General features: G+C 70.1%; 24 protein-coding genes and 3 pseudogenes. 11 read left to right on the top strand and 16 right to left on the bottom strand.

Features of this window, described 5'->3' with window-relative positions; translation table 11 throughout:
• Nucleotides 1-48 precede the first annotated feature (48 nt).
• Complete coding sequence (locus tag ACFV1J_RS02985; RefSeq protein WP_385855407.1) at nucleotides 49-1,080, bottom strand: hypothetical protein; 1,032 nt, start codon at nucleotides 1,078-1,080, stop codon at nucleotides 49-51.
• A 161-nt stretch (nucleotides 1,081-1,241) separates the two neighbouring features.
• Here ACFV1J_RS02985 and ACFV1J_RS02980 point away from each other — a divergent pair.
• Nucleotides 1,242-1,784: pseudogene (locus ACFV1J_RS02980) on the top strand (pyridoxamine 5'-phosphate oxidase family protein); the annotation flags it as partial.
• A gap of 359 nt (nucleotides 1,785-2,143) precedes the next feature.
• Here ACFV1J_RS02980 and ACFV1J_RS02975 read toward each other — a convergent pair.
• The 4 genes from ACFV1J_RS02975 to ACFV1J_RS02960 form a co-directional block, all read right to left on the bottom strand.
• Nucleotides 2,144-2,788 (bottom strand): choice-of-anchor C family protein, encoded by a 645-nt coding sequence (locus ACFV1J_RS02975; RefSeq protein ID WP_385855406.1) that lies wholly within the window; start codon nucleotides 2,786-2,788, stop codon nucleotides 2,144-2,146.
• A gap of 315 nt (nucleotides 2,789-3,103) precedes the next feature.
• Nucleotides 3,104-4,129 (bottom strand): alpha-L-rhamnosidase C-terminal domain-containing protein, encoded by a 1,026-nt coding sequence (locus ACFV1J_RS02970; RefSeq protein ID WP_385855405.1) that lies wholly within the window; start codon nucleotides 4,127-4,129, stop codon nucleotides 3,104-3,106.
• A 139-nt stretch (nucleotides 4,130-4,268) separates the two neighbouring features.
• A complete protein-coding gene (putP, locus tag ACFV1J_RS02965) occupies nucleotides 4,269-5,810 on the bottom strand; it encodes a sodium/proline symporter PutP (RefSeq protein ID WP_385855404.1) in 1,542 nt (513 codons plus the stop codon).
• 348 nt (nucleotides 5,811-6,158) lie between these two features.
• A complete protein-coding gene (locus ACFV1J_RS02960; protein WP_385855403.1) occupies nucleotides 6,159-6,551 on the bottom strand; it encodes a hypothetical protein in 393 nt (130 codons plus the stop codon).
• A gap of 524 nt (nucleotides 6,552-7,075) precedes the next feature.
• On the opposite strand from ACFV1J_RS02960, the gene ACFV1J_RS02955 reads away from it, so the two are divergent.
• On the top strand, nucleotides 7,076-8,464 hold the full coding sequence (locus ACFV1J_RS02955; RefSeq protein ID WP_385855402.1) for a BTAD domain-containing putative transcriptional regulator: 1,389 nt from the start codon (nucleotides 7,076-7,078) through the stop codon (nucleotides 8,462-8,464).
• On the opposite strand, the gene ACFV1J_RS02950 is transcribed toward ACFV1J_RS02955, so the two are convergent.
• From ACFV1J_RS02950 to ACFV1J_RS02940, 3 genes are all read right to left on the bottom strand, one after another.
• Nucleotides 8,439-10,124 (bottom strand): sigma-70 family RNA polymerase sigma factor, encoded by a 1,686-nt coding sequence (locus ACFV1J_RS02950; protein ID WP_385855401.1) that lies wholly within the window; start codon nucleotides 10,122-10,124, stop codon nucleotides 8,439-8,441. The two genes, ACFV1J_RS02955 and ACFV1J_RS02950, sit on opposite strands and share 26 nt — an antisense overlap.
• Nucleotides 10,125-10,393: 269 nt before the next feature.
• Nucleotides 10,394-11,020: a LuxR C-terminal-related transcriptional regulator gene (locus tag ACFV1J_RS02945; protein ID WP_385855400.1), complete on the bottom strand. Its 627-nt coding sequence runs from the start codon at nucleotides 11,018-11,020 to the stop codon at nucleotides 10,394-10,396.
• 753 nt (nucleotides 11,021-11,773) lie between these two features.
• Nucleotides 11,774-12,460 carry a DUF2848 domain-containing protein gene (locus ACFV1J_RS02940; RefSeq protein ID WP_385855399.1) on the bottom strand — a complete coding sequence of 229 codons (687 nt, stop codon included), beginning with the start codon at nucleotides 12,458-12,460 and terminating at the stop codon, nucleotides 11,774-11,776.
• A 160-nt stretch (nucleotides 12,461-12,620) separates the two neighbouring features.
• Here ACFV1J_RS02940 and ACFV1J_RS02935 point away from each other — a divergent pair, with 160 nt between their 5' ends.
• Together ACFV1J_RS02935 and ACFV1J_RS02930 are read left to right on the top strand one after the other, a co-directional pair.
• Nucleotides 12,621-14,030, top strand: a complete 1,410-nt coding sequence (locus tag ACFV1J_RS02935) for an MFS transporter (RefSeq protein WP_385855398.1) — start codon at nucleotides 12,621-12,623, stop codon at nucleotides 14,028-14,030.
• A 47-nt stretch (nucleotides 14,031-14,077) separates the two neighbouring features.
• Entirely contained in the window at nucleotides 14,078-14,893 is an 816-nt protein-coding gene (locus ACFV1J_RS02930; RefSeq protein WP_385855438.1) for a carbon-nitrogen hydrolase family protein, read from the top strand.
• Between the two features lie 34 nt (nucleotides 14,894-14,927).
• On the opposite strand, the gene ACFV1J_RS02925 is transcribed toward ACFV1J_RS02930, so the two are convergent.
• Nucleotides 14,928-15,554 (bottom strand): GntR family transcriptional regulator, encoded by a 627-nt coding sequence (locus tag ACFV1J_RS02925; protein WP_351530993.1) that lies wholly within the window; start codon nucleotides 15,552-15,554, stop codon nucleotides 14,928-14,930.
• A 207-nt stretch (nucleotides 15,555-15,761) separates the two neighbouring features.
• Here ACFV1J_RS02925 and ACFV1J_RS02920 point away from each other — a divergent pair, with 207 nt between their 5' ends.
• Nucleotides 15,762-16,304 (top strand): hypothetical protein, encoded by a 543-nt coding sequence (locus ACFV1J_RS02920; RefSeq protein WP_385855397.1) that lies wholly within the window; start codon nucleotides 15,762-15,764, stop codon nucleotides 16,302-16,304.
• 71 nt (nucleotides 16,305-16,375) lie between these two features.
• Here the strand turns inward: ACFV1J_RS02920 and ACFV1J_RS02915 are convergent, their stop codons facing one another.
• A complete protein-coding gene (locus ACFV1J_RS02915; protein WP_385855396.1) occupies nucleotides 16,376-16,597 on the bottom strand; it encodes a hypothetical protein in 222 nt (73 codons plus the stop codon).
• 138 nt (nucleotides 16,598-16,735) lie between these two features.
• On the opposite strand from ACFV1J_RS02915, the gene ACFV1J_RS02910 reads away from it, so the two are divergent.
• The 4 genes from ACFV1J_RS02910 (at nucleotide 16,736) to ACFV1J_RS02895 (ending at nucleotide 20,295) form a co-directional block, all read left to right on the top strand.
• Complete coding sequence (locus tag ACFV1J_RS02910) at nucleotides 16,736-17,596, top strand: HipA family kinase (protein ID WP_385855395.1); 861 nt, start codon at nucleotides 16,736-16,738, stop codon at nucleotides 17,594-17,596.
• Between the two features lie 9 nt (nucleotides 17,597-17,605).
• The gene (locus ACFV1J_RS02905) at nucleotides 17,606-18,244 is read left to right on the top strand and encodes a TetR/AcrR family transcriptional regulator (protein WP_385855394.1); all 639 of its coding nucleotides are present in this window, start codon (nucleotides 17,606-17,608) and stop codon (nucleotides 18,242-18,244) included.
• 314 nt (nucleotides 18,245-18,558) lie between these two features.
• A complete protein-coding gene (locus ACFV1J_RS02900) occupies nucleotides 18,559-19,020 on the top strand; it encodes a hypothetical protein (protein WP_385855393.1) in 462 nt (153 codons plus the stop codon).
• A 375-nt stretch (nucleotides 19,021-19,395) separates the two neighbouring features.
• The gene (locus ACFV1J_RS02895) at nucleotides 19,396-20,295 is read left to right on the top strand and encodes an NADP-dependent oxidoreductase (protein WP_385855392.1); all 900 of its coding nucleotides are present in this window, start codon (nucleotides 19,396-19,398) and stop codon (nucleotides 20,293-20,295) included.
• Between the two features lie 159 nt (nucleotides 20,296-20,454).
• Here the strand turns inward: ACFV1J_RS02895 and ACFV1J_RS02890 are convergent.
• Together ACFV1J_RS02890 and ACFV1J_RS02885 are read right to left on the bottom strand one after the other, a co-directional pair.
• Nucleotides 20,455-20,583, bottom strand: a pseudogene (locus ACFV1J_RS02890) (IS5/IS1182 family transposase); the annotation flags it as partial.
• Between the two features lie 148 nt (nucleotides 20,584-20,731).
• Nucleotides 20,732-21,133, bottom strand: a complete 402-nt coding sequence (locus tag ACFV1J_RS02885; RefSeq protein WP_385855391.1) for a hypothetical protein — start codon at nucleotides 21,131-21,133, stop codon at nucleotides 20,732-20,734.
• A 121-nt stretch (nucleotides 21,134-21,254) separates the two neighbouring features.
• On the opposite strand from ACFV1J_RS02885, the gene ACFV1J_RS02880 reads away from it, so the two are divergent.
• Entirely contained in the window at nucleotides 21,255-21,422 is a 168-nt protein-coding gene (locus tag ACFV1J_RS02880; RefSeq protein WP_385855390.1) for a hypothetical protein, read from the top strand.
• Nucleotides 21,423-21,614: 192 nt separating this feature from the next.
• Here the strand turns inward: ACFV1J_RS02880 and ACFV1J_RS02875 are convergent, their stop codons facing one another.
• Nucleotides 21,615-22,151: a helix-turn-helix domain-containing protein gene (locus tag ACFV1J_RS02875; RefSeq protein ID WP_385855437.1), complete on the bottom strand. Its 537-nt coding sequence runs from the start codon at nucleotides 22,149-22,151 to the stop codon at nucleotides 21,615-21,617.
• Between the two features lie 84 nt (nucleotides 22,152-22,235).
• On the opposite strand from ACFV1J_RS02875, the gene ACFV1J_RS02870 reads away from it, so the two are divergent.
• Nucleotides 22,236-23,093, top strand: a complete 858-nt coding sequence (locus tag ACFV1J_RS02870; protein ID WP_385855389.1) for a class I SAM-dependent methyltransferase — start codon at nucleotides 22,236-22,238, stop codon at nucleotides 23,091-23,093.
• Between the two features lie 631 nt (nucleotides 23,094-23,724).
• Here ACFV1J_RS02870 and ACFV1J_RS02865 read toward each other — a convergent pair.
• The 3 genes and pseudogenes from ACFV1J_RS02865 to ACFV1J_RS02855 all read right to left on the bottom strand — a co-directional run.
• A complete protein-coding gene (locus tag ACFV1J_RS02865; protein WP_385855388.1) occupies nucleotides 23,725-25,209 on the bottom strand; it encodes a UDP-N-acetylmuramoyl-L-alanyl-D-glutamate--2,6-diaminopimelate ligase in 1,485 nt (494 codons plus the stop codon).
• Nucleotides 25,210-25,614: 405 nt separating this feature from the next.
• Nucleotides 25,615-25,773, bottom strand: coding sequence for a hypothetical protein (locus tag ACFV1J_RS02860; protein ID WP_385855436.1), 159 nt, complete (start codon nucleotides 25,771-25,773; stop codon nucleotides 25,615-25,617).
• A 311-nt stretch (nucleotides 25,774-26,084) separates the two neighbouring features.
• Nucleotides 26,085-26,679, bottom strand: a pseudogene (locus ACFV1J_RS02855) (FAD-dependent oxidoreductase); the annotation flags it as partial.
• Nucleotides 26,680-26,823: the final 144 nt, after the last annotated feature.

Genomic DNA, 26,823 nt, shown 5'->3' with positions numbered 1-26,823 from the left:
GTGTGCTCCCGGCCGGACCGCTCGGCGGTGAACTGCACCCTTCGGGCGCTACTTCTCGGAGTCCCGCTTGACCCATGTCATCGGAGCGGACTTCCCAGGTGCCTGGATCAGCACACGCTCGGGGATGGCCACGATCTTCTGCTTCGGCGCTCCGTCGGCGGGGGTGAGGTTGATCTTGTAGACGATGTATCCGGTATACCAGCCGCCGTTGGCGCGCCCGTCGAGCCATCCCACGCTGCCGTCGGGAACGTCGATCTCCGTGTCCTGCTCGACCATGCTGGTCCACCTGTTGGTGGTGGTCGTCGACTCGCTGTAGCTGAAGTTGAATTCTCCGCCCGCATCGGGTCCGGGCGCCTCCGGTTTGAATGTCGTACTGACCTTTCCACCGGCGGACCAGCCCTTCGTCTGACTGGTGTCCCGCCCGACGGTGGCCTGTGTCTTGTACGTGAGTTTCGCCCTCCCCGTAACCTCCGCCGTGGACTGGACCGTTGGGTACTTCTGGTCCAGGACGCCGACGAACCCGCAATCGGTACCGTTCGAGTCGTCCATGCCGCAGTAGTGCTTGGCGCTCATGCCGCCGCCCAACCACGGCTCCAGGTCATCACTGCTGCTCCTGCGAACGTCGGGGCTGTCGACGACCTCCACGCCGGGCTCGAAGTCGAACCCGCTCCCCAGCCGGTCCTTCACGTCGCGTATCGCTTGGTCGAGCGGATAGCTCTGCTCGACGGCATCGAGCGTGACCCCACGCGGGTCCTGCCCCAGAGCCGGATATCCCCTGATGGCTTCCTTCTGGTTCAGGGGCGCGGTCTGCTCCAGGAGGCCGACGACCTCTTCGTCGGTCGTATAGAACGTGTTGCCGCCGTCGTCGGCCGCAGTCGTCGACGGGCCGGCCGTGGCGGGCGTCTGGTCGCTGATGAGCGAGGTCGCCACGAGCGCCGTGAACGCTGCCGCCGCCGCGAGGACAGCGGCACGCCGGGCACTCCTCCTCGACGACGTACGGCGCTTGCCGGGTTCGTCGCGCTTGTCGTGCTGATCGGGCTTGTCATGCCTCTCGGGCTTGTCGGCGTTCGGTGCGCTCAAGGCCGTCTCCTGGGTACGGGTCGGGGTAAGTCAGGTGGGACAGGTCGGCGGTCGGCGGCGGGGCAGGGTGGGGTGGCGACGGGCCGCATCGACCACCCGTCACATCGTCTGCGCCCGGTTTCTCCTCCCACACCGCAATCGGGGTGGCCTTGAGGGCGGTTATGTCGCACGAAAGTGCGTCCGCCCAACCGACGGCCGCCGACTCGAGGCCTTCGCGGGGCCTGGGGCGGGAGCCGGATCGATCGCGGCGTCAGGGAAGTCCCGCCCGGCATGCCCGCTGCTGCGTTGCCGGGTTGTCTGCGTACGCTCGGTACGCCGGGTTGTCTGCGTACGCCCGGTACGAGGGCGGTCCTCCGTCTTGCGGCTCAGTTCCGCGGCCGGATGTGGCGGCGCGACTCACGCCAAAGCCTCGCCACATCAAGACAGTTGACCTTCACCCCGGCGGACCCCGTAGCCCGGAGCGGCGCAAGCACGAGGCGCTGGAACGGCTCGCGCGGGACAACGGCCTATGGGTCGCCACAGCCGACGCTACCGGCGAGCCGTGCCTCGTTCCGCTGGCTTCCTGGTGGGACGGCGAGGCAGTGTGGCTGTCCGCCCGCGACACCGATCCGACCGGGCGCAACCTGTGTGCCTCGGGCCGGGTCCGGCTCTGCTTCGGCCATAGCCGGGACGTGGTCCTGGGCCACGGCACCGCGCGCAGGCTGCCCCGCGAGGAGCTTCCGGCCGAGGTGGACGACGGCTTCGCCGCCAAGGACGGCTGGGACCCTCGCGAGGACCGCCCCTCGTGCGTCTTCTTCCATGTCACCCCGCAGGTGCTGCAGACGTGGGGAACGGTTCCGGAGATGCCCGGGCGGTTAGTCGTCGCCACCGACAGGCCATCGAGACGGATGGCAGGGCTCTCGCCGGCCGCGCCACGGCCAAGGCCCTACCCGCCCTGCTCCGGCTTCGGTGCCCTGGCCCGACCACGAGACAGTGGCCCCGGTTTCGCCGGGGCCACTGTCACCGTCCAGAGGCTGAGCAGCAGATCACTGCGTCAGGGCGCGCGGAGGCGTCTGGGTGCGGATCAGTCGCAGCAATCGGGCTTGCAGCGTTCGACCATGACATCGTCGACGACCGGTCCGGTGGCGCTGTGGAGAGTGGTGCTGGCGAATGTCAGAGTCGTGGAGGGGCCGGTGGCCACGAAGGTCACCTGTCGCCTCACATAACCCATGTTGGCCTTCGTCTTGCCGGTGACGTCGAAGGAGAAGTCCTGGACGTTCTGCCCGTCGACGAGAACCTTGCCCGTCTTCAGGACCGGGACGCGGTCGAGTTCGGGGTTGCCGGCGAGCGAATACGTCACCGTGTACCTCGTCCCGGCCTTCGTGGTGAAGGTCTGGGACGCGGCCCCCGCGTCGGTGCCATTGAGGTCCAGGGACTGGTCTCCCTCGGCCGCCTGCCAGTATCCGGCGCCGATCAGGTCGACGTTTCCGCTGGTGACTCTCCAGGGCCCGAAGGACTGCCCGGTCGCGAATTCGTCGAAGGTGTTCGGCTTCACCTTGGGGGATTCGAAGCTGCCGTCGTCGAAGCGGCTGACGGCGGAGAGGGACGAGGTGGCCGGGCCGCTTGCCCGGCCGGTGGTGTGTGCCGGGGCGGCCATCGCGGTGCCCGCACCGGCAATGAGGAGGGCCGCTGCGGTGGTGGCGGAGAGGGAAATTCCTATGGCCCGCATGGTGTCCTTTCGATTGGTTGTCGCTGAAGCAATGGAGTCTGATTTCTCGGGCGGCTTCAAAATGGACCGCTTGTTGGGGCGGTTGATCCTCTTGAGTGGCTGTCTTCGGAAGCTGCCCGCTTGGACAGAGCCATTCTGTAGACGCTGAGTTGGCGCCGGAAAGGCCATTGGGGTCAGCCGTTCGAGAACTTTGTGGTGCCCGATACGGCGCCCTATGGGGAAATAGTTCCCGGGCCTTGATTTTCGGTGCCGGACGTCTCGCTGAGAATTGCCGCTGCGCGTGCGTAGGCACAGTGCGCTGCGATATCACCGGAATCAGTGGGCGGTGAAGGTGTGAGAGCCCGAGCCGACCTCGTAGACGACCGCGCCGCCGCCCGTGCGGATGAAGCGGGCGCCCGGTGGTGCGTTCACCGCGTTGCGGGAGGTCGCGGGTACGAAGACGGTCGCCGTGGTGTTCCAAGGCACGGTCGCGCGCAGGACGAAAGTGCCGGCCGACCGCTCCCAGCAGCTGCGGACCTGCCCGTACGGGGCGAGGTAGCGCTCGTCCGCCCGCCCGGGAACGCAGTGCGGACCGGAGCCGCAGGCGGGCCGGAGGAAGAAGTGCTTGTATCCGGGGTGCGCGGGGTCGGGATCGATGCCGCCCACGGTGCGGTGGATCCAGTCGCCGACCGCGCCCAGCCCGAAATGGTTGAGCGAGTACAGAGCGGGGTCGTCGGGGACTCCGTTGGTGCGGGTCCGGCCCTCGCGCGCCCAGATCCTCGTCGCGCCGTTGCCGATCTGGCAGCCCCACGAAGGGACCGTCTTCTGTTCCAGCAATTGGTAGGCGATGTCGGAGCGCCCGGTGGCGGTCAGGATCGGCAGCAGTCCCCCGGTGTCGAGGAAGCCGGTCGTCAGGTGCCCGCCGTGCGCCTTGATGCCGGCGGCCAACCTGTCGGCCGCGGCCTTGACGAGCCCGCCGGGCACCAGGTGGAAGCCCAGCGCGAGCACGTACGACGTCTGACTGCCGTTGCCGGTCCGCCCGTCGGCGGCGACGAACTTCGTGCGGAAGGCGTCGCGGATCTCCGACCACAGTGCCAGGAAGCGCAGGGTGTCGTAGCTCTTGCCCAGGGCACGGGCCATCTGAGCCATCATCGCCGTGGACTCGGCGAAGTAGGCGGTGCCGATGAGGTCCAGCGGCGTACCGTCCTCGACGCCCAGCCACTCCCCGTATCCGCCGGCCGGCCTGATCAGGCCGCTGCTGTGTGCCGTCAGGCTGTCGATCCATGCCGCCATCTCGCCGTAGCGGTCCCGTACGACCTGCACATCGCCGTAGCGCTGCCAGCAGGTGAAGGGAACGATCATGTGGTGTCACCCCCACCGGCAGGGCTCGGTCGTGTGCTGCCGGGCGGCACGCGCCGGGAGGAGGCGACGTGGCCTCCTGGAGGCGGGTACGCGTCGTGCGGGCGCGGCGGGCGGTGAGCCGGTCCGGCCATGGTTCTCCTCAGGATGGCTGGGTCTGGGGCGGTGCGTCAGGAGCGGCTCGACCGGTGGACTCGGCTGTCCAGGAGCGCCGCGGAGGGCGACCGACGAAGGTTCCGAAGAGCAGCGCGGCCGTTGTGGCCGCGAGTACGCCCGGCACCATCTCGTAGATTCCCGTCCGGAGCGGGCCGAGCAGCGGGTCGATGTGCTTCCACAGGATGACCGTGAGTGCGCCCGTGACGATGCCGGCGGTCGCTCCCGCCTTGGTCATGCGCGGCCAGTAGAGCGAGAGCAGGAACACCGGGCCGAAGGCCGCGCCGAAGCCGGCCCAGGCGTGGGCGACGATGTCCAGGACGCTGCCTCCGCTGAGCGCGATCACATAGGCGACCAGCGCGACGCCGACCAGCGCCGCATGTGTCACCGTCACCAATGTCGCGTCCGTGGCCCGCCGGTTGCGCAGTGCGCGGAAGAAGTCCTCGGTGACGGAGGTCGCCGTCACCAGGAGCTGGCTGTCCGCGGTCGACTTGATCGCGGCCAGCACCCCCACGTACAGCACACCGGCGAACCAGGGATCGACCGACCGCTTGACCAGTTCGATGAAGACCATCTCCCGGTCGCCGACCGAGGTGCGGAGCGCGGCGATACCGAGGAGTCCCACGAGGCTCGCGCCGGTCAGCGAGAGGACGACCCACCCCATGGCGATACGCCGGGCGAGCGGGATGTCGTGCGGACTGCGGATGGCCATGAAGCGGACCAGGATATGCGGCTGCCCGAAATAGCCGAGCCCCCAGGCGAGCAGGGAACTCACCGCGACGAGACCCAGCGGCTCGCCCGCGCTCCACCGGCCGTCGGCGAAACCGGGCTTCGCCCCCATGTCGAGCAGTGCCGGGCTCTTGTCGGCGATCGCATGGTGCAGCGCGCAGAGGCCGTCGAGGTGCCCGATGATGACGACGGGGAGGACGCACGCCACGAAGAGCATCAGCGCGCCCTGCACCACATGGGTCGTGCTCACGGCGCGGAAGCCGCCGAGGAGGGAGTAGATGACCATCACCACGGCGATGACGGTGAGGCCGAAGGCGAAGTCGACGCCGAAGACCTGGTGGAAGAGCACACCGCCCGCCACGAATCCGCTCGCCACGTAGAGGGTGAAGAACACGACGATGACGGTCGCCGAGAGCATGCGAAGAATCCCGCTGCGGTCCTCGAACCGTTCTTCGAGGTACGCGGACAGGGTCACCGAGTCGTTGGCGCGTTCGGTGTAGGTGCGCAACCGCGGTGCGACGAAACGCCAGTTGAGGTATGTGCCGATGATGAGGCCGACGGCGATCCACGTGGCCCCGATTCCTTCGGCGTACACGGCGCCCGGAAGGCCGATGAACAGCCAGCCCGACATATCGCTGGCCTCTGCCGACAGGGCGGTTATCAGGGCGTTGAGCCGTCGGCCGCCGAGCGCGAATTCTCGGAAGCTGTCGGTCTCCCAGTAGGCCCAGACACCGATGATGATCATCACGATGATGAAGATCCCGAACACCATCATCGCTGGTGCGGCGGTCTGTAGCTCCACCCGATTCTCCCTCGGCGCACAGCGGGCAGGGTTGGCCACGGCCGTCTTCGGCCGCGGTGGTTCTCGGCCGCGGCGAGCAACTCCCCCTGCCCGGACTGCTCAACTCCGCTGCCTCTTTTGCTCGTTGACGTCGCGGCCGCCCCGCCCCGCTCCGGTCGGCAGTGGGACCGAAGAGGGACGGGACGGCTGGTGCGGCCCGCCCGCCGGCGAAGGGCGGGCCGTGCCGTCCTCCGGGGGAAGGGAGAGGACGGCGTCCAGGGGGTGTCCGTGACCGTGTGTCGTACGGCCGTGGGACCTGGCAGGTCAGCGGCGAACCGCTCGGTTGGGCGGCGGTCGAGCCGTCTCGTCTCAAGGGCCTCGGAACGGTGCGACCGCGACCTCGATGGCCCGGCGCAGCGCCTGGACGTCGGTGATCAGCCGTCCGTCGGTGCGGCGGATCCGCCAGTGCGGTCCCGGCCCTTCGACGCGATGCGGCGGCGGGACGACGAGGTGCTGGTTCACGCTGAGCGGACGGGTGTCCGGGACGTCCCACCCGGTGGTCGCCCCCTCGCGGACGAACCAGTAGACGGCCGGCTCGTACGGGTCCTCGATCACCGCGCCGCTGCGGGTCCCCAGGATCGCCAACGCGCGTATGCCGATGCTGCGCGGCACTCGGACCGCGTCCCAGTCGATGCCAGCGGCCCGTAACTCGCAGCCCCCGACGGTCCGCAGAGCAGAGAGTCCTTGTGTCTCGGTGTACATGGGTAGCGGCTCCTCACCGTCTCCGTCGCGCAGGGTCGATGTCCGGACCGGTCGTCGTCTTCCCAGAGCAGAGGGGCGCGCCCCACCGACCGCCCGGCGCCGCCCGACCGGCCGGTCTCCTCCCGCCCACAGTCAGGAACCGGCCGCGTCGAGCGGGCCATGGGCGGGCTCGTCGGCGACCGCGCAGGACAAGGCGTCGTCCCTCCTGCGCGGTCACCGGCCGCATCGACCGCCGGTCACACATGGTCGGCGTCCGGAACGCGTTTCCGCAGCCGCGATCGGGGCGGATTTCGGGGTGGTCGAGCCGCATGAAAGGGCGCTCGCCGGCCGATGCCGTTCCTTGGCGACCGTTGGGCGCGGTCGCCAGGGCAGCCTCTCCAGCCGCGCGGGGCGGCCCCGAGCGGGATCCGGCGGCGGCACCGGAAAATGTTGGAGTTCTCCCGTCATAGCGCCGCATCGGACGTCTCTGAAGAGGTGTGGACACGAACTGTGCAGCACAACCGGGACAGGAGAAGGATGCCGACGTGCGAAAGCCTGACGCGCCCTCGTCCAGGGGCCCCCTCGCCGATGACACGGGCGGCCACCACGCCACCGGACCAGAGGCGAGCGACCGGTCCAAAGCCGACGTCGGGCTGCGGCTGCTGCGGGTCGCCCTCCGCCTCCTCCACGAGGCGGACGGCGGCGACGAGGTCACCGTCCGGGCACTGCGCCGCTTGGCTTCTTCCCTGGCCGGCGTCTGCTGTGAAGGCTGCGGCCGGAACCCGGCCTCGCCGACCTGGTGCCGTCGCGCGACGGATGCCCACCTGATCCGTTCCTGGACCCGGGAACTCCTCGCGCTGCTCGATGCCGACGAGGAGCCACCGGGCCTCGCACCCGGCGCCGTACGGAGCGGGCACCCGGTGAGCGTCGAGGATGCCGGCGCGCCGCTCACGGTCCGGCACCCCGACGGCGAGCGGCGTCACAGCTCACGGCGCGCCATCCCGCCCGGCTCCACCAGCCCATTGCCGGCCGCCGTACCGAACGGCCCGATCGGCCGATGGCACCCGCTGCCGGCCTCCGCCCACACCGACGAGCGGAACCCCCGGGTGGCGATCAGGTGCTTCGGCGGATTCCGGATGACCGTGGGTGACATGGTGATCGACTGGACGAGAGTCCGCCCCCGCGCCCGCGCCGCCATGCGGCTGCTCACCATGCGTGCGGGCCGGCCCGTACACCGGGAGGCGCTCATCGAGGCTCTCTGGCCGGACATGCCGCCCAAGTCGGCCACGGCCAATCTGCAAGTGGCCGTCTCCAGCCTGCGTAGTCTCCTGGAACCCGACCGGGATCTCGGCAAACCACGACTGGTGGTCCGTGTCGGTGACGCCTACCTGCTCAACCTGCCCGTCGGCGCCTACCTCGACACGCTGGCGTTCCAGACCGCGCTGACCCGGAGCAGGCAGGCGAAGGCCTCCGGGGACAGCGTCTCGGCCGTACAGGGCCTGCGGGACGCGCTCGCCCAGTACCACGGTGAGCTGCTCCCCGAGGACGGCCCCGCCGAATGGCTGCAGCAGGACCGCGAGATCTACCGGCACCAGGCAGCCGACGCCGCCGCGGAACTCGCCGCCGCCGAGCTCCAGGCCGGCAACTCGCAGGAAGCCGTGGCCGCAGCCCAGAAGTGCCTTGCCGTCGACCGCTTCCACGACACGGGGTGGCACCTGCTGCTGCGTGCCTACCACCGCATCGGCGCGCCCGCCGCCGCCGAGCGGACCCGACGGCGGTACCTCGCCACGCTCGCCTCGCTCGGCCTCGACGCCGACGAACGGGCTGCGTGCGTCGACCAGCACACCCGCCCGTCGCGCCGCCCCGGCCGAGGCGAGGTGGCGGACCTGCCGGTCGCGGCCGGACGGCTCAGTTTCCCGGCTGACCGGCAGTGACCTTGACGTCGTCGACGGTCGGTCCGCAAGGGCTGGTCGGGTCGCTGGTACTGGCCAGCCGCAGGGTGGCCCGGTCGCCGGTCGCGGTGAAGCGCACGGTCTCCGGCCGCCACCCCATCGCGGCGGCGGAATGCCCGGTGGTGTCGAAGGAGAAGCCCTTCGAGACGCCGGCGACCTGGACGGTCAGGGATCTCACGACGTTCCCGCAGCTGGGGTTGCCGGCCAGGTAGAAGCTCACGACGTACTGCGCGGCGGGCTTGGTGGCGATGCTCTGGCTGATCGCCCCTGCCGTGGACCCGGGCTGATCGCCGTTCATATCGAGGGACTGCGCGCCGGTCGCCGGCTGCCACCCCTTCGGACCGGTGAGGTTCACCGAGTTCTCGACCCGCCATGCGCCGATGAACTGGCCGTCCCGGTAAGGGATATGGGGCGCGTCACCGACCGGTGGCGACTCGAAGGCGCCGTCGTTGAGCTTGGGGTTCGGAACGGGCTCGGGGCCGTGGGGCGGGGTGGTGGACGGAGCGGGGCTGGACGGCTCCTCGGGCGTGTGCTTACCGGGCGCGCCCGGATCCGGCTGCGGACCCGGCTCGGCCCTGTGACCGCCCCGCCGCCGCGGGGCCGTCAGCAGGGGCGGCGTCTCGCCGGGTGCCGTGGGTTCGGGTGGTGCGGGGGCGGTGTGGGGCCTCGGGGTGGAACCGGGCTCGGTGGCGGGGGCTCTGCCTGCCCTTTCGGGGTGCTCGGTGGAGCTACCTGGCACGAGGAGCACGCCGGCCACCGTGAGAGCGGCGACGACGGCGGCCATCGTCGTGACGGCGACCGCGGCGCTCGAGGAACCACCGCCGCCCGCCATGCCCCCACCGAGTCCGGCGTCGTCCCTCGGGTCGGCCGGCTCCCCCGCACCGTCCGGTGACGCGTCAGCCAGTGAGGCGAAGTACCCGGCGAAGAGCGGTCCCAAGACCAGCGGACCCATGACGCCGCGCAAACGCCCGGAAATCTCCCGCAGTTCAAGCAAGAGCAGCGCACAGCGGTCGCACTCGGCGAGGTGCGCCTCCACACTCCGTCGAGCCCGCTCACCGAGCGGCCCACGGACATAAGCAGCCAGCTTCGAAGCACACCCGCGGCACTCCCGCTCCACCTTCTCCGCCGACAAATGCGCCTGCACATACTCCTTGCGCAGACCCTCACGCGCACGGAGGGCCAGCGCGGCGACCCCATTGGCCGATAACCCCAGATGCTTCGCCACCTGGGCCGGGCTCTCCCCCTCCACCACGGTGTGCCACAGGACCGCCTGCCAACGCTCAGGCAACGCCGCGAACGCCCGTGCCACCAGCGACGATTCCAGATCCGCCGCCACCGGATCCTCGAACGGAATCTGCGGCGCCAGACTCTCCAGCTCCGGCGAATTCGGCACGTCCCGCTTCGCCCTCGCCACCTTCCTCACCGCGATCCGACGCACCGTCGTCAACACGTACGGCCGAAACGCCTCCCGCGGACCGCCCCCCGCCCGCACCGCACTGAGCACCTGGGTGAAACCCTCCGCCGCGATGTCCTCCGCATCCGCCGGAGTCGAGGCATAGAGCCCGGCCAGCCGCCTGGCCGACGCCGAATGGCGCTCGTACAGCACACCGAAAGCGGCCTCGTCGCCGGCCCGGGCACGCACTATCAGTTCCGCGTCACACTGCTCGCCCCGCCCACCGGGCCCCGGCTCCCCGCACTCCCCCGGCTCCCGACCCTGCCCCGGCTCAACCACCATCGCCACCCACAACTCCGCACCCAACCGGACACGCCACCCCGCCGCTTCAGGCACGGATTCCGGCAGCGGGAGGCGTCGTCCGAGAGACCCTAGGGGCAGCGCTCAACGTCGTCCCGCGTTCCGCGTAATTCGCCCCATGAGGCGACGTTCCAGGGCGGGATCGGGGAACGTCTCCCTCAGATCAAGCCGTTGCGCATGGCGTACGCCACGGCATGGCATCGGTTGCGGAGTTGAAAGCGATTCTGGAAGTCGTGGAGGACCTGCTTCACCGTCCGCGCGGAGTAGGCGACCGCGGCCGCGATCTCGTCGGTGTCGAAGCCCTCGGCGGCCAGCCGCAGCACCTGGACCTCCCGCTCCGTGAGGTTGTTGAAGTTCAGGCCGCGCGGCCCCAGCACCTGGCGCTGCACCCGCCCGACCTGGTCGAGCAGCCGGCCCAGCAGGTCAGGGGGTACGGCTCCCTCCCCCGCCGCCGCCGACTGCAGCACCGTCACCAGTCGTTCCGGTGTGGCCTCCCGGCGGCGGACCACCCCCATCACACCCGCCTCGACCACCGGCACCAGGTCGGACTCGTCGATCTCCGGGGTGACCAGCACCAGTCGGGCCTTGCCCATCTGGGCCGCGACCGACCGCAGGACCTGCGGGGTTTCCTCGGTCACGGCGCCGGTGACGACCACGGTGACTCTCGCCTCGTCCATCTCGTCGGCGCCGAGCACCCGCACCTCCGGTCGCGGTCTGAGCTCCGCGGTCACTCCGAGCTGTGAGATCTGGTCATCCGCGCGGATACACACGGGAATGCGGTCCATCCATGCTCCTCGACAGGCACAGGACGCCGTCGGTCATGCGGCGTCTCGGAGGGCAAGCATCCTCATCCCGCTGGGCGTCCACCTAACACGCACTTAACGCACGGTTGTCACGTCGCCCTCCCCCGCATCAGCGGCCGATCCCGCTGGTCACGGCCCCGAGATGCACGGCGCGCGCACCCGTCGGTCTGCGCCGCCGTCCCGGTACGAGCGCCTGCCCGCGCGCCGTGAGCCGATGCGCGAGCGGCCCTTCACCGAGCCTCTCACCCCGCAGGTGCACGGCACACACCGCACCGGGGCCACGATGCCCCATCGCGCAGGAGGAGTTCACCAACCGCCATGGCGGCGACCGGAGCCGCCCGGCCCGTTCCGCTCTTGCTCACCGGAATCGATGTCGTCGTGGGCCGGGAGCCGACCACCGCTCGGCAGCCACAGCCTGCGCGCCTCGCGCGCACCGTTCAGAAAGAGGCGGCCTGGTTGATCGCCGCCATCACCCGCGGCAAGAACGCCCGCGACCTGCTCACCTACTTCTACGGACCCGGCCTCGCCAACCAACACACCGACCCCCATCTGGTGGCCTCCTGGAACGACGCCGCGCCCGACCCCGGCCGCTCCACAGACTCCCAGGGCGCCCAGGACCAGCTCCTCGCAGCGCTCGACCTGAGGGACGGGCAGGCCGGTGACGGCACATCCATACGGCAGGTGTGGCACTGCCGCATGTACACCGCGCCTCCGCGTTTCTCGGTACGACCGGGCTCAGCCGATCGGCTCGGGCATACGCACCACGTCGTACCCGAGCGGGATGGTGTCGCCGGTCGCCGGGTCGCCGAGTTCGACGCGCCAGTGGTCGGCGAACTGCTCGACGCCCTCCGTCATCGGGATGGTCCCCGAGATCAGGACCGTCCCGGGGACGAGGTCGCCGCGGGAGCGCAGGACGTCGGCCCAGTACCCGGGCGTGAGCAGCTCAGCCAGGGTGCCGTTCTGGATCTCGGTCTCCTCACCCTTGTGTGTGACCCAGGCACGCAGCGTCAGCTCGTCGAGGCGGGACTCCACATCGGCGAGGCGCCAGGCACGACGGGCGAGCACGTCCGGCCCCGCGTTCTTGCTCCAGGCCACGCCGTGCACCTCCAGCTCCCGGTCGGTGTGGTCGCAGGCGGCCGTGAGCAGCAGTTCCCCGTCGGCCGCCACCACGAGCGCCCACTCGGCCTCGCCCGAGGTCCGGCCGTGCTGGACCGCGACGCGCTCGGTCTGCTGCGCCAGGTACGGCGAGACCGGGTAGAGCGCGGGGGTGACCGTCGGCGCGGGCACGCCGAGCTCCGCCAGTTCGGCGACGTGCGCGGCCACGTCCTCCTGGCTGCGCCCCGCGTATCCGGCGTTCAGCACCTGCACGACGTCGACGTCACGGGTGGAGCCGTCGGGCAGCTCGAAGGTCAGGACAGCCATCGCATCTCCAGGGATCACGGGTCTCGGGGCGGCGCCGGGCCGGCGTCACGAGACGAAATTTCCAGCGCGGGGGTTGCGCATACGACCTGTATACAAGAAGTATGCCGATGGGTCGACCCATACTCGATGGTTGGACAGCTGAAGCAAGGACGGCACAGCGATGCAGCACACCCCTGAGAACACAGAGGCGCCTGGCACGTCTCCGGCGGCCACGGCGGGCCGTTCCGGTATCCGCCGGGCGTTCTTCGCAAGCCTCACGGGCACGGCACTGGAGTGGTACGACTTCGCCGTGTACTCCGCCGCGGCCGCCCTGGTCTTCGGCGATCAGTTCTTTCCCTCGGAGGACCCGTTCACCGGCACGCTGCTCGCGTTCTCCACGTACGCGGTCGGCTATGTGTCGCGCCCGCTCGGCGGTCTGGTCTTCGGCCGGCTCGGCGATGTCATCGGCCGCAAGAAGGTCCTCATCGCGACACTCGTGCTGATCGGCGTGGCGACGTTCGCTATCGGCCTGCTGCCCTCGTACGGGACGATCGGCGTGACCGCGCCGATCGTCCTGGTGCTGCTCCGCTTCGCGCAGGGTGTCGGCGTCGGTGGCGAGTGGGGCGGCGCCGTGCTGTTGTCCAGCGAGTTCGGCGATCCCCGCAAGCGCGGTTTCTACGCCTCCGCCGCGCAGGTGGGCCCACCCGCGGGCAACCTCCTCGCCAACGGTGTACTGGCCGGGCTCGGCGCCCTGCTGACGGAGGATCAGTTCATGTCCTGGGGCTGGCGGGCGGCATTCCTGCTGTCCGGCGCCCTGGTCGCATTCGGGCTGTGGATCCGCGTGAAGCTGGAGGAGACCCCGGTCTTCAAGGCGATGGAGGCCGCGCAGAACCGCCCCGAGGCGCCGGTGCGCGAGGTGTTCAGAAGGCAGCCGCGCGCCCTGGCCGCCGCGATCCTGTGCCGCGTCGCCCCCGATGTGCTGTACGCGATGTTCACCGTCTTCGTCCTCACGTACGCCACTACCGAGCTCGACATGTCGCGCGGCTCCGCGCTGGCCGCCGTACTGGTGGGCTCCGTGCTCCAGGTCGGCCTCATCCCGCTCGCCGGCGCGCTCTCCGACCGGGTCAACCGGCGTCTGCTGTACGGGAGCGCGGCGGCCGCGGCCGGTGTGTGGCCGTTCGTGTTCTTCCTGATCACGGACGGCGGCTCCTGGCTGCCGCTCGTGCTGGGCGTCGTGGTCGCACTCGCCCTGCACTCGCTGATGTACGGCCCACAGGCCGCGTTCATCGCCGAGCAGTTCTCGCCCCGGCTGCGCTACACCGGGTCCTCGCTCGCGTACACCCTCGCGGGCCTCATCGGCGGCGCGGTGGCCCCGCTGATGTTCACCGCGCTGCTCGGCTCGTTCCACAGCTGGCTGCCGCTCGCCCTGTACATCGCGGTGGCCGCCGCGGTGACGATCGTCGGGCTGTCCCTGGGGCGCGACGCGGACCGCGCCGAGGCCGAGGACGCCTCGCTGGTCGGCCTGCCCGCCGAACCGGGGTGGGACAAGGGTGTTCTCTCCGCGGCCGAACCCCCGAGGTTCGTGAAGTGAGTTCCGTACCGTCCGCACCGAACCGCATCGCCGAAGGGGCGACCACCGTGAAGATCGCGCTCAGCCAGATCACCACCGGGCCCGAGCCGTCCAAAAACCTCCGGCTCATCGAGGAGCAGACCGAGCGTGCGGCCGCCGCGGGCGCCCGGGTCGTCGCCTTTCCGGAGGCGTCGATGGCTTGCTTCGGCACGCCCCTCGCCCCCCTCGCAGAACCACTCGACGGGCCCTGGGCGCAGTCCGTGCGCGCGATCGCGGCGGAGGCGGGCGTGGTGGTCGTCGCCGGCATGTTCACCCCGGCGTCGGACGGCCGCGTCGCCAACACCCTGCTCGCGACGGGCCCCGGCGTCGAGGCCGCGTACGACAAGATCCATCTGTACGACGCGTTCGGCTTCGAGGAGTCCGACAGTGTCGCCGCGGGCTCCCGGGTCGTCACGATCGACGTCGACGGGATCCGGCTCGGCCTCGCCACCTGCTACGACGTCCGGTTCCCCGAGCTGTTCCGGGCGCACGCCGACGAGGGTGCCGAGGCCACGCTGCTCGCCGCGTCCTGGGGCGCCGGCCCCAGCAAGCGCGAGCAGTGGGAACTGCTCGTCCGCGCACGGGCGTTGGACGCCACGCTGTGGGTCGCGGCCGTCGGCCAGGCCGATCCCTCGGCGAGCGGCGCGACCGTGGTGGGCACGGCACCGACCGGGATCGGTCACAGCGCGCTCGTCGGCCCCGACGGGACCGTACGAGAGAGCCTCGGCGCGGAGCCGGGGCTGCTGGTCGCCGGGATCGACACCGAGGAGGTCGCGGCGGTGCGCGAGAAGATCCCGGTGTTGGCCAACCGCCGGCTGGGCAGCGCGGGCGGATCGGCGGACTGATCAGGACCAGCCCGACTGATCCGGGAGCGGCCCTTCAGCCGGCCAGGAGCACCTTCAGGGTCGATTCGAGGTGGGCGTCGATCGCCGCGCGGGCGGCGGTCGCGTCACCCTTGGTGAGGGCGTCGAGGATCGCGCGGTGCTCGTCGAGCACCGTTTCCTGGCGGCCCGGACTGCTGAACAGGGCGACGACGCCCGCCCGGACCTGCCGACTGCGCAGCCCGTCGTAGTGCCGCTCCAGGAGCGAATTGCCGACGGCGGCCACGAGGGTGGCATGGAAGGTGTGGTCCAGCGCGATGAACTCCCGTGCCTGCTCCGGCCCGGTCAGTTCGGCCTGCCGGGCCAGCAGCTCCTGGAGCTCCCGCACCGGCGTGGTGCCGGAGCGGACGGCCTGCTCGGCCGCGTACCGCTCCACGATGCCGCGCAGCTCCATGAGTTCGGAGATCTCCCGGCCGGAGAGCGAGGCGACGCGGGCGCCCCGCTTCGGCACGAGCTGCACCAGGTCCTCGGCAGCGAGCAGCAGCAGGGCCTCGCGGATCGGGGTCCGGGAGACGCTGATCCGATCGGCGATGTCCTGCTCGGACAGGAACTCGCCCTGCATCGCCGGATCCGTCAGGACGATGTCCTTGAGGTACGCGTAAGCCTTCTCCCGACCGGACGTCACCACTACCTCCTACCTCCAGAATCGCATACACCTCGTATACAGAAGTTACCACGGGGTCCGGTCCCGGCGGCGTGGAGTGCAGCTTTCGTGTACCACGGACCGGAAAGTCAGGACGGAACATCCGCTGGCGCAGCACTGATCGGGCGCTTACGACTCGGAACGCGATCGAGTGCGGTGCGGCAAGCCGAGCGGTATCCGACAACCGCCGTGGGTGATCTTTCGCGGCACGTCCTGACCGCCAGCCCACTCAACCTTGTCGCCGACCTGACCGGCAGCCTCGATCTCCTGCTCGATGAGGCAGCAGCCATGCCCGTCGAAGGCTGGACCGCGCTGGTCCCCGCACTGGCAGGCTGGCGCCACCCGGCCTGGTTCACCCTCCCCCGCTGCCGACGCGAACTCGAAACCCACCACGTAGACCTGAAGTTCGGCTATTCCACCGCCAACTGGACTGCTGAGTGCGCCACTTGGGCCCTCGACGACACCCTCACCGCGCTCACCGGCCCACACTTCCCGCCACCCGCATCGAGGCCGAAGACCTCAGCCGAACCTGGCACCTTTCCTCGACCGGCCCCACCGTCACCGGTCCTGGCCACACCTTGCTCGCCTGGCTCGGCGGACGTGGCGCAGACCCGCAGCTCCACACGAACCAACCGCTGCCGATCCCACCACGATGGCGTCTCCCCCGGCTCCTGGCTGGAACTGACACGTCGGTCGATGCTGGTGAAGGCGGTGAGCGCATCGAGCGGCTGAACCCGGCCCCGGCCGGTCGCTCCTGATGGGGGTGGCGGAAGACCAACGCCGAGTATCGCCGCATTGGCGCCTTACATAAGCCCGCCGGCATGCCGGGACCGCGCGCGTTCCAGGGCCGCGTCGAAGTCGCGCTGGGTGTCGTCACACCAGAACAGCAGGTCGGCGAGGACCTGTTGCAGGGTCTCGCCGGGGCTGCGGCGCCAGCCGTCGCCCGAGAGCGTGTACGTCTGCAGAGCCGCGTTGGCGCGCCGCACCGCCGCGTCGCGCCCACCAGGTGTCATCTCCATGTCCATGGTCGTCCTCCCGTTGAAGCACCTGTCGAAGTGTCCGGCGAAACTCTAGTGGACTGTATATTTGCAGTGCACTTCACTTTTTGGGCTTCGCGGGTTCGGTTCGGCCGGTTGCCGGTCGGGAGCAGGGGGCGGGAACGTATGGCGACATCCACGGACGAACTGCGCACGGTGACGGCCGTCCGCTACGTGACCCCGTTGCGGAGCGGAGGTTCGGTCCCCGGCATCGTCGAGGCCGACGACCTGGGGACGTACGTCGTCAAGTTCACCGGCTCCGCGCAGGGACGGAAGGCGCTCGTCGCGGAGGTGATCGTCGGCGAACTCGCCCGTCACCTTGGCTTTCGCACACCGGAGTTGGTACTGGTGCGGTTCGACCCCGCGGTCGCGCGGGAGGAGCCGCACCAGGAGGTGCAGGATCTCCTGCACGCCAGCGCGGGGCTCAATCTCGGCGTGGACCTCCTGCCGGGAGCCGCCGACTTCACGCCGGGCGGGCCGGAGGTCGACCCGGTGGAAGCTGCCCGGATCGTCTGGCTGGACGCGTTCACCGCCAACGTGGACCGCACCGTACACAGCCCCAACCTCCTGACCTGGCCCACCTCCGGCCACCACACGCCCCGCCTGTGGCTGATCGACCACGGCGCCGCCCTGGTCTTCCACCACCGCTGGGCGGACGCCTCGGACGCAGCCGGCAGGGCCTATGACTTCCGTTGGCACGCGCTGGGGTCGCGTCACCTCGACCTGGCGGCGGCGGACGCCGACCTCGCGCAGCGGGTCACCCCGGAGTTGCTCCGCCAGGTCGTCGCTGCGGTCCCGGACGTCTGGCTGGCCGGTGAGCCGGGGTTCTCGGGGCCGGAGGAGGTCCGCGAGGCCTATGTCCACCACCTCGCGGCACGGGCCCGGTTGTCCGACCGGTGGCTTCCCACAGACCGCGCGGCGGAACCGGAGCGGAGGCCACAGCGGCCGGCATTGTTGCAATGCGCTGCAAAAGAGGAGTGCGGTTAGACTCGCGCCATGAGTGAGGGGCTGCGGGAGCGCAAGAAGCGGCAGACGCGGCAGCGCATCTCCGAGACAGCCATCGGTCTGTTCGTGGCGCGGGGCTTCGACCACGTCACCATCGCCGAGGTCGCGGCGGCCGCGGAGGTGTCGGTCAACACCCTCTACAACTACTACGAGTCCAAGGAAGACCTCGTGCTCCCGCCGGACGAGGCGTCCCCGCAACGGCTCGCCGACATGGTGCGCGCCCGGCAGCCGGGCGAGTCCGCCGCGCGGGCCGTGCTCGCCCGGCTCCGCGACGAACTGCGGCGCCGCGACCGCAAGATCGGCCTGAGCACGGGATTCGCCCCGGTCTTCGAGATGATGCGGGCCGCCCCCACGCTCACCGCCAGGCTGGAGGACCTCGGCCGGCAGATGACCGATGCGCTCACCGCGGTCCTGGCCGAGGAGACCGGCGCCCCGCCCGATGACCCGACGCCACGCGTGGTGGCCGGCCAGATCGGCTGGTTCCACTCGCTGGTCTACAGCGAGATCGGCCGGCGCATCGTGGCGGGCGAGAAACCCGCCACGATCGCCAAAGCCGTCCTTGCTCTCCTCGACGTGGTCGAGGAGACGCTGAGCGGGCGCGCCCTCGACTACGCCACCCGCGAGGCGTGAACACGCCGGCGATGGACTACCGGGGCGGTTGTGGGCCACGCGCCGCCGTCGTCCGTAGCTGCGTGACGGGACGGCCCCCGGGTAACCGACGGGTACCGGCGGGCACGGGCCTGCCCCCGGAGGGAGGCATCGAGATGGCCGTCGCCGAAAGCAGCGTCCTGGTGCTGGATGCTGCTCTTACTCCACACCGGCGATGACCGCGGTCACGACCTTGCGGCCGGCTCCGGCCTCCGGCGGGGTGTCTTGCGGGTCGGCGAACAGCATGTGCACGCCCCCGGATCGTCATAGGCCCCGGGGTAAACGAGAGGGGATACGTGACCGGCTGGGAGGCCGACCTGATGATCGGCCGCGCGGCGTCCAAGAACCGGATGTTCTCCACTCGTGAATACGGTGCCCTCACCATCCCCGGTCGAGTCGCGAGGTCCCGGACTCTGGAGATGGCCGTCGACCCGAAGAAGCTCACCACCAGGCAGTTCGAGGACCTGACGCTCATCGACCGCGACGAGCACCGCGCTCACTTCGTCCGTGACGGGCAAGGGCTCCTCGCCGGCATCGCCGCCGGGATGTACCGCATCCCCCGGATACGGACGAGCATCCTCCTCGACCGCGGTTGGCTCCCGTACCGGCCGAACTCCGACACGGTGTGGATCTCAGCGGCGGGCCGCATGGCCATGGCTTTTCGGTGGCGTGCGGAACAGGGCTTGAACTGGCGACTGCTCAAGGGACTGTTTCTGGACGCTGCGCTGACGGCTGCTTCCGCCGCCCGCCCTCGCTGACCCCACGGCTGGGTCGGCTCGGCAACCGACTCCGGCATCGTCCGGTTCTTCTTCGGCTGAACGTGGCCTGGAGCCGCTGCTGCCGCAGCGTGAGCGGCGCTTTCGCTACTCGAACACGATGACGTACGCCGCAACCCGACCCAAGGTCCCAGACGCAGATCCATTCCACGATTGGCCCAGACAGTCACGCTTCAAATGGGCCATATGTCCGGGCCATTATCTGCTTAGGCTCGACACCAATGCGGCTGAGACCACAAGCGACCTCTGTAGGGGATCCCGAGGTCGACACTGGTGCCTGCTTTGGATTTCCGGCCCGTACCTCCCGGTCGGCCGGACTGAGTGAGAGGACAAAGATCTGCTGTGAAGGCGTGCGGAGTGTCCGGGGCCGAGAAGGAAGTCGCCCTGCTGGAGTTGCCCGAACCGTCATCGCCAGGGCCCGGTCAGATCCTGGTGGCGGTTGAGGCGGCGGGGGTCGGCCCGTGGGACGAACTGCTCAACGGCGCTGGTTGGGACGTGGGGCTGCGCCCCCCGGCGGCGCTGGGAGTGGAGGGCGCGGGCAAGGTGGTGGCCGTCGGCGAGGGTGTCACCGGGTTTGCCGTAGGCGACCGGGTGCTCGCACACGAGGCCCCGCTGCCCGGGGGAAGCGGCTTCTGGGCCGAACGCGTTCTGATCAACGCGGATCACGCGGCAGCCTGCCCACCCGGGCTGGACGCCGTGCAGGCGGCGGCGCTGCCGGTCAACGGACTCACCGCGGTGCAGTCCTTGAAGAAGCTGGACCTCGGCCGAGGACAGCGGCTCCTGATCACCAACGGAGGCGGGGCCACCGGATCCCTGGCCATCCAGCTCGCCGCGGCCAAGGGCATCGAGGTGACCACGACCGCGTCTGCTGCCGCCGCAGAGCGCCTGCTCGGTCTGGGAGCGAGGGAGGTCGTCGATTACCACGACCCGAACTGGTCGGCCAAGGTACGCGGCGGGTTCGACGCCGCCCTCATCATCGCCGCCGGCACGGCGGACGCCGCCCTGCCTTTGGTGCGGGACGGCGGCCGACTGTGCTCCCTGACCTCGGACGCGCCTCCGGAGGAACGAGGCATCACGAGTGGGGACCTCTATGTCGAGCCCAACGCCACGCAGCTTGTCCAGCTGGCGGAGCAGGCTGCCGCGGGAACCTTGAAACTCGCACCGGAACCCATGCCGCTGAGCGAAGGGCCGGCTGCGTTCGCCCGGGTGGTTACCGGACGGGCCGGCGGTAAGAAGATCGTGCTCACGCGAGCATGACCCGACCGGGCACCGCCCGGTCCCGATGCTGGGCCACGGTGCCCGCCAGGCGCGATCGCGAAGTCGTCAGGCTGAAGGGGGGACCAAGGAGGTGCCGGCGAGGTTTGCTCATGCCGGGGCCGCGCCGCGGCCGCCACGGCAGGACGTAACCCGCACCACTCACAACGGCCAGCGCAATGAGCCCAGTTGTCGATGGGTGATCAGGCAGCAGGCGAGCTTGAGGAGTCCTTCGTGGATGTCAGCCCGTCGCTCCCATCGGATCCGCAGACGTCGAAAGCCGGCTGACCAACCTCGCGCACCGGCTGTTGGACTCACTGGCCGATGCCGAGGATGTCGTCCAGGATGGCCTCTTCCGCCCGCCGGCGCATTCGCGCGGCGCGGCCCGATACGGCGTCCCGGCCCGACCCGGTCGCGGCAGCCCGGCGCGCCGACGTCGTCAGCGCGACGTCGACTGGTCCCTCAGCGGCTCGCACACCGGCGCGACCGGAGAAGAAGTCGGCTCGGTCAAGGGAAGCGCCTTCAAGGGCATCAGGTCATCCACCAGGCCCCCTTCGAGCTCCCCGTGCGGAGCATCCAGGGCATCGGCTACGGCGGATATCTCTCCACCAGCCGGTACCCCCTCGTCGCCGATATGTTCAGCCCCATCGAAACGGTGCAGCTGGACTTCGACGTCAACCATGGTTTCGTCGGCCTCGGGAGAATCCTGCCCGGCCTGCCTCTGCTCGCAGGACGGGCCGACATCGGCATCGTGCTCGACGAACGCGGTGTGGGCGTATACGGACTCCTCACGGCGGACAGCTTCAACCTCCCCGGCCCGTTCACGGTCACCGGCGGGCACCTCGCACTCACCGCACGACACCCCAAGGGTCTCGCCGCCGCGGGCCGGGTGAACTTCGGCATCGAGAAACTGGCCAAGGGCTGGTTCCAGGCAACACTGAAAGAGAACGAGGGCTTCGAAGTTGCCGGCGAGCTCGAATTCGACACGGGGCCCCGGAATCGAGGTCAGCTACGACCCGGACCGGGAGGACGCCACCCAAGTCGTCGGCGACACCCGGCTGGTGATCCCGGCCGACGCCGGTCTGCGGCTGTTCGTGCAGGGCGGCATCGGCGCTGGCATCCCGTCGTGAGCGCGACCGCGGGCATCGAACTCGGCGGCCAACTCGGCCTGGCCGGCCAGCTCACCGCGGTCAAGGTGCCCTCCCTCGGTGTGGAGCGGCCGGGTGCCCCGCCCCATCGGCCGGCGGCGCTCTGCGGCGCGTCCCGATGGCGCGGCATCAAGGCAGACGCAGGGCCGCACGGCGAGGGGTGTTGTGGTCGCTTCAGGTATGGAGGTGACTGCGTTCGCCGTTGTGGTCGAGGATGCACAGGATCTCGGCGGGGCCGCGCTCGCTGCGGAGGGTGTGCGGGGTCATGGTGGAGAACGAGGCGGCCTGGCCGGCCTCGATACGGATGACGCGTTCGCCGAGGTAGAGGATGACGGTGCCGGACAGCACGGTGAACCAGTCCCGGCCGGGATGGACGCCGAAGTCGTCGGGCGTGACGCTGCCCGCCGGCTCGGTGATGCGCATTTTGGCGACGGTCAGGCCCTGGGGGCCGTTGTCTTTGGTGAGGAGCCAGGTGGTCAGGCCGCGGCTGTCGTCGCGGTCGGGGCGGATGACTACGTCGGAATCGTCGGGGGACTCGACGAGCTCGTCGAGGGACTTGCCCAGCGCTCCGGAGATGGCGGTGAGCTGGTCGAGGCTGATGCGGCGGTGTCCGGTCTCGATGCGGCTGAGCTGGGAAGGGCTGATGCCCGCGCGTTCGGCGAGGTTGTCCAGTGACCAGCCGCGCGCTTTGCGCAGGGACCTGATCCGCATCCTGACGGTGGCGTCCAATGTCGATTCTTGCTCCACCGGCAAGAGTGTATGACGTGGCGACAACAGTCGCTCTACCGTCCAAGCATGAGCACACACCACGACACTCAGGGCCACATCGGACACGAGCGGGCAAGTGGCTCCGATATCGCGATGGCGCAGCTGCTGGAGCTGGATGCCGAAGTCCTGGCGCCCTATCTCGCGGAGCTGACCGGCTGGCTTGCCGATCTCACGCACCGCGCCCCGGTCCGGATCCTGGATCTGGGCAGCGGACCCGGCACCGGCAGCCTCGCCCTCGCCCACCGGTTCCCCATGGCGGCGGTGATGGCGGTGGACATCTCTCCGCAGATGCTGCACCGCCTGCACAAGCAGGCAGCCGCGCACGGTGTCGCGGACCGGATCAGCACGCTGGAGGCGAATCTCGACGAGCAGTGGCCGCAGACCGGTCAGGACGGGCCGTACGACCTGATGTGGGCCGCAGCCTTCCTGCACCATGTGGCCGATCCCGCCCGCACCCTGGCCCAGGGGTTCGAGCGCCTGCGGCCGGGCGGGCTCCTGGCCGTCACCGAGATGGACTTCTTCCCCCGCTTCCTGCCCGAGGACACCGGCATCGGCCGGCCCGGCCTGGAGGCCCGCCTGCACGCGGCCACGAACACCCTGCCGTCCCACGAATGGACCGACCGGCTCACGGACGCCGGATTCACCGTCGAGGCGCGCCGCACCTTCGAGATCCGTCTCGACCGCACACAGGCGGCACCAGCCCTGAGCAGCTACGCCCAGGTCTGCCTGGCCAAGCTGCGCTCCCACGCCACCGAGGTCCTCGACATGGACGACCTGGCCGCCTTGGACGCCCTGCTGGACGAGACGCAGCCGCACAGCATCGTGCGCCGTGACGACCTGAGCATGCGCACCAGCCGCACCACCTGGATCGCCCGTCGCCCCTGAGCCACGGTGGGCGAGCCGCGCCAAGACCCGGCTCGCCCCCCGCGGCTCCTCTACTCACTGATACTTCTTCATTGAGCGGTGTGCATCGTGAAGTTGCTGGTCACGGGTCTGGCGTGCGCGGGATTCTGGATGCTCGTGCTGGTTGAGGGCGGATGGCTTCGGTGAAGATCGTCGGTCAGCGGACGACTTCGGTTCGTCAGGACGAGCAGGGCCCTGACCAGGGCGGTCGCCCATTTCGGGTCGGTGCGTACCTTGCAGAGCACGCGCCAGTTCTTGAGGTGGGCGATTGGTCTGGTGCCGGGTGCTGAACGCACCGAGCTGTGGCATGGAGCAGCCGGACGGGCCGACCCCAGCCCGCCCCGATCAGCGCCATCAGGCGTCCACGCCGACGGAAATGCGGGCGGCCCGCACGTCCCCCAGGTAGCCGCGGGGCCCCAAGGGCTCGCGTGGAGCGGGCAGCGGGCCCCTGACGGCACTGGAGGCCGACGATGTGCCGGACGACCACCTTCGCTTCGGCCAGGGCCGCGGACCTGCCATTGCGCATCAGCCAGCAGGTCGGTGTCTGGAGCAGCTGCAATTCCTCGTGCCCGGCACTGCAACCAGCGCCGGGCGTCAAGAAGGCCGGTACGCCCTACCGCGTGACGAGTTCGCGTACCGTCGCCATGTCGCTGAACGGCAGCAGTTCCTCGTTGACGATCTGGTAGGGCTCGCTGCCTTTGCCCGCGATCAGGATGACGTCGCCCTGACCCGCGGCGGACAGGGCGAAGGAGATGGCGCGGCGGCGGTCCGCGAACCGCTCGAAAGTGGTGCCGCTCGCGAGCAGGCCCGGGACGATCTGATCCATGATCGCCCGGGGGTCTTCGTTGCGGGGATTGTCCGAAGTGAGAACGCACAGATCGGAGTAGGTGCCGGCGATCTCCCCCATCCGGGCGCGCTTGGTGACGTCCCGGTCCCCGCCGCAGCCGAAGACCGTGACGACCCGGCCGGAGGCGAAGTTGCGGATGGTGGTCAGCACCTTCTCCAGTGAGTCCGGGGAGTGCGCATAGTCCACGATGACGGACGTGCCGTCCGGGGTCTCGTAGCGTTCGAACCTTCCTGGGAGCGGAGGCATCTGCTCGAGTGCGGCGACCAGTCCGGCCAGATTGTGCCCGATGAGGTGGCAGGCTGCGACAGTGGCCAGTGCGTTGGAGACGGAGAACCGTCCAGGCACGGGGATCGCCGCCGGATACTTGTGGCCGGCGTGGTGCAGAGTGAAGCGGGTGCCGAGGGCGTCCATGGTGAGGTCGGTCGCCCGGTAGTCCGCCTCCGCGTCGATGCCGTACGTGACGACCGCGCCGGGCATCATCGCCCCGATGCAGGCTCCGACCGGGTCGTCGGCGTTGACCACCGCACGCCGGCACAGCCCCTGAAACAGACGCAGTTTCGCGTCCCGGTAGTTCTCCATGGTGCCGTGGTCGTCCAGGTGATCCTGTGTCAGGTTGGTGAACACCCCTACGTCGATGAACGAGTGGTCCAGGCGGTGGGTCAGCAGGCCCATCGACGTGGCTTCGAGCGCCACGGTGCCGACACCGCGGTCGCGCATGCACCCGAGCAGATACTGGAAGTCCGGCGACTCCGGTGTGGTCAGTACCGACCTCGGCATCGGGATCAGTTCGTCGCCGATCCGGCTGCCGCCCGTCCCGATGACCCCCACCCTGGCGTGCTCGGCGACCCTCAGCACCGACTCCACCATGGAGGAAACCGACGTCTTCCCGTTGGTGCCCGTGACGGCCACCATCTTCATCTGCCGGCCTGGCTCTCCGTGGTAGCGGGAGGCGACGACCGCGGCCGCCTTGCGCGTGTCCGCGACGGCTACGACGCATACACCAGCTGCCGACGCCCAGGTCGCGACCGGAAGTTGCGCCGTCGCGGAGTCGATGAGTATCGCCACCGCGCCGCGTGCGAGAGCCGGTCCGACGGACTCGGGGCCGCCCTCGCGATGACCGGGTACCGCGATGAACAGGGATCCCGGAGCGGCGCGGTGGGCGTCGAAGCAGGTGCCTCCGGTGATCCTCGTCTCCGGATCACCCTCGATGACTTCATGATCGTGCCCGGCGAGCAGCTCGCTCAACTTCACAAGGGTCCTCTCGAAGATGCACCGGCTGCCGGTCGTCCGACGGTCGGCGCGCAGGTGGCGCCAGGGCGCCAAAGGATGACAAAGCAGGAACTTGTGGCGAGGACCGTCGCCGTGTGGTTACAGAGGCGGGGAGGGGCGGCCGCGCAGAATATGGCCCGTCTGCAGGGGCGGAATGATCTTGGAAATGCCGAGAATTACCCGGAATCGCTAGCCGTGGCCGTGCACCGCGCGACAGCAGATCGCCGGCGCGTTCACCGGGTCGATGGCCGTCGCGCACGCGGCGGGCGGGCACAGGGCATGAGCGGCCTGGAACAGGCACTCCCTCACTGCGCATGTGCGACCCATGTGTGGAGTGTACGTCCAGCCGCGGTGGGCGATCGCCCACCGCCCGCTCGCACCTCTGCGTTATTGCTGCCGCGCTGTCTCCGGAACCCGCGCCGCGAGGAACGCCGTGCGGTGGCGCAGCCGGATGGCGTTGGTGTTGCGCGCGGAGGTGTGCAGGAAGGGCCTCTCGTCGCGGGCACGGACGCCGGGGGCCACCTCGAGGACCATGCGGGCGGCCAGGCCCTGCCCGCGGAAGGCTGGGTCGATGCAGGCCGCACTGATCTCCGTAGCTGGAGCGGATCACGGCTCGCCGCAGTCTGGACGCGCTCGCCGAGGAGCTGGCCAAGCAGCTGCAGGAGGTGCGGGCTGAGCGGGAGGAACTGGTGATCGCCGAGCGGGTCCTGGTCCGGCCGGCCGAGCAGCCGGGCCGCGACGGAGGCCGCCGCGGCCGGCGCCCCGGCCCCCGCCCAGGTGGCGGGGCGGGCGGTACTGCTGGTCCCGCACCGCAGCGCGACTCCCGACGAGGCCGCCCTGCCCGGCGACTACCGCCATATGGCGTCGATCCATTCCTGCGGTTTATCGAGCGCGACGTAAGTGTGCAGAACGGCTCGGCCTCTCGATGGCCGAGGATCCCCTTGCCAGTCGTGACGGCGAACAGGGAACCGTCGCCGGCGGCCTTGGCCGCTGCGGGGTGGCGTTGGTCGGCGTCGTACAGGTAGGTCTCGATGAGCGACGTGCCGACGTACTCGGGTTCGCGTCGGAGAGCAGCGGCCGGACCCTCGACCAGGCGCCGTCCGCGCCGACGAGGAGGCCGGTCGTCACGGTCGGCCCGTCGGCGAACGTCAGCTCGTGCCTTCCGTCTCCGAGGGGGCGGACACTGGTGACCTTGTGTCCCCACTGGATCATCTCGCCGGGCAGCGAGTTGCTCAGGATCCGACGCAGGCCTCCGCGGAGCACCTCGGGGCGCCCGCCCGTGCCGTCGTCGGGCTGGTCAAGCAGGACCGCGCCGTGCCGGTCGAGCACGCGTACGGCCTCGCCACCTTCGTGGATGATCGCGCGGAACTCGTCGGTGAGGCCGGCCGCTTCGAGGGCGAGCTGCCCGTTGTACTCGTGGATGTCGAGCTGACCGCCCTGCCAGCTGGTGTCCGGGTGCCTGCCGACCAGGTAGGCGCCCTCCCCCGCCGCTGCGAGCCAGGTGATCCGGAAGGCCAGGCGCTGCCACCCGGCCCGGTAGGAGGAACGCCCCACGCGGCCTTGGACTTCGCCAAGACCCGGGTACCCGAGCGCCAG

Origin of the sequence: Streptomyces sp. NPDC059649, assembly GCF_042734445.1 — a bacterium.
GTDB lineage: Bacteria > Actinomycetota > Actinomycetes > Streptomycetales > Streptomycetaceae > Streptomyces.
The sequence above is the reverse complement of the archived record's forward strand: the minus strand, read 5'-3'. Positions and strand labels throughout refer to the sequence as shown.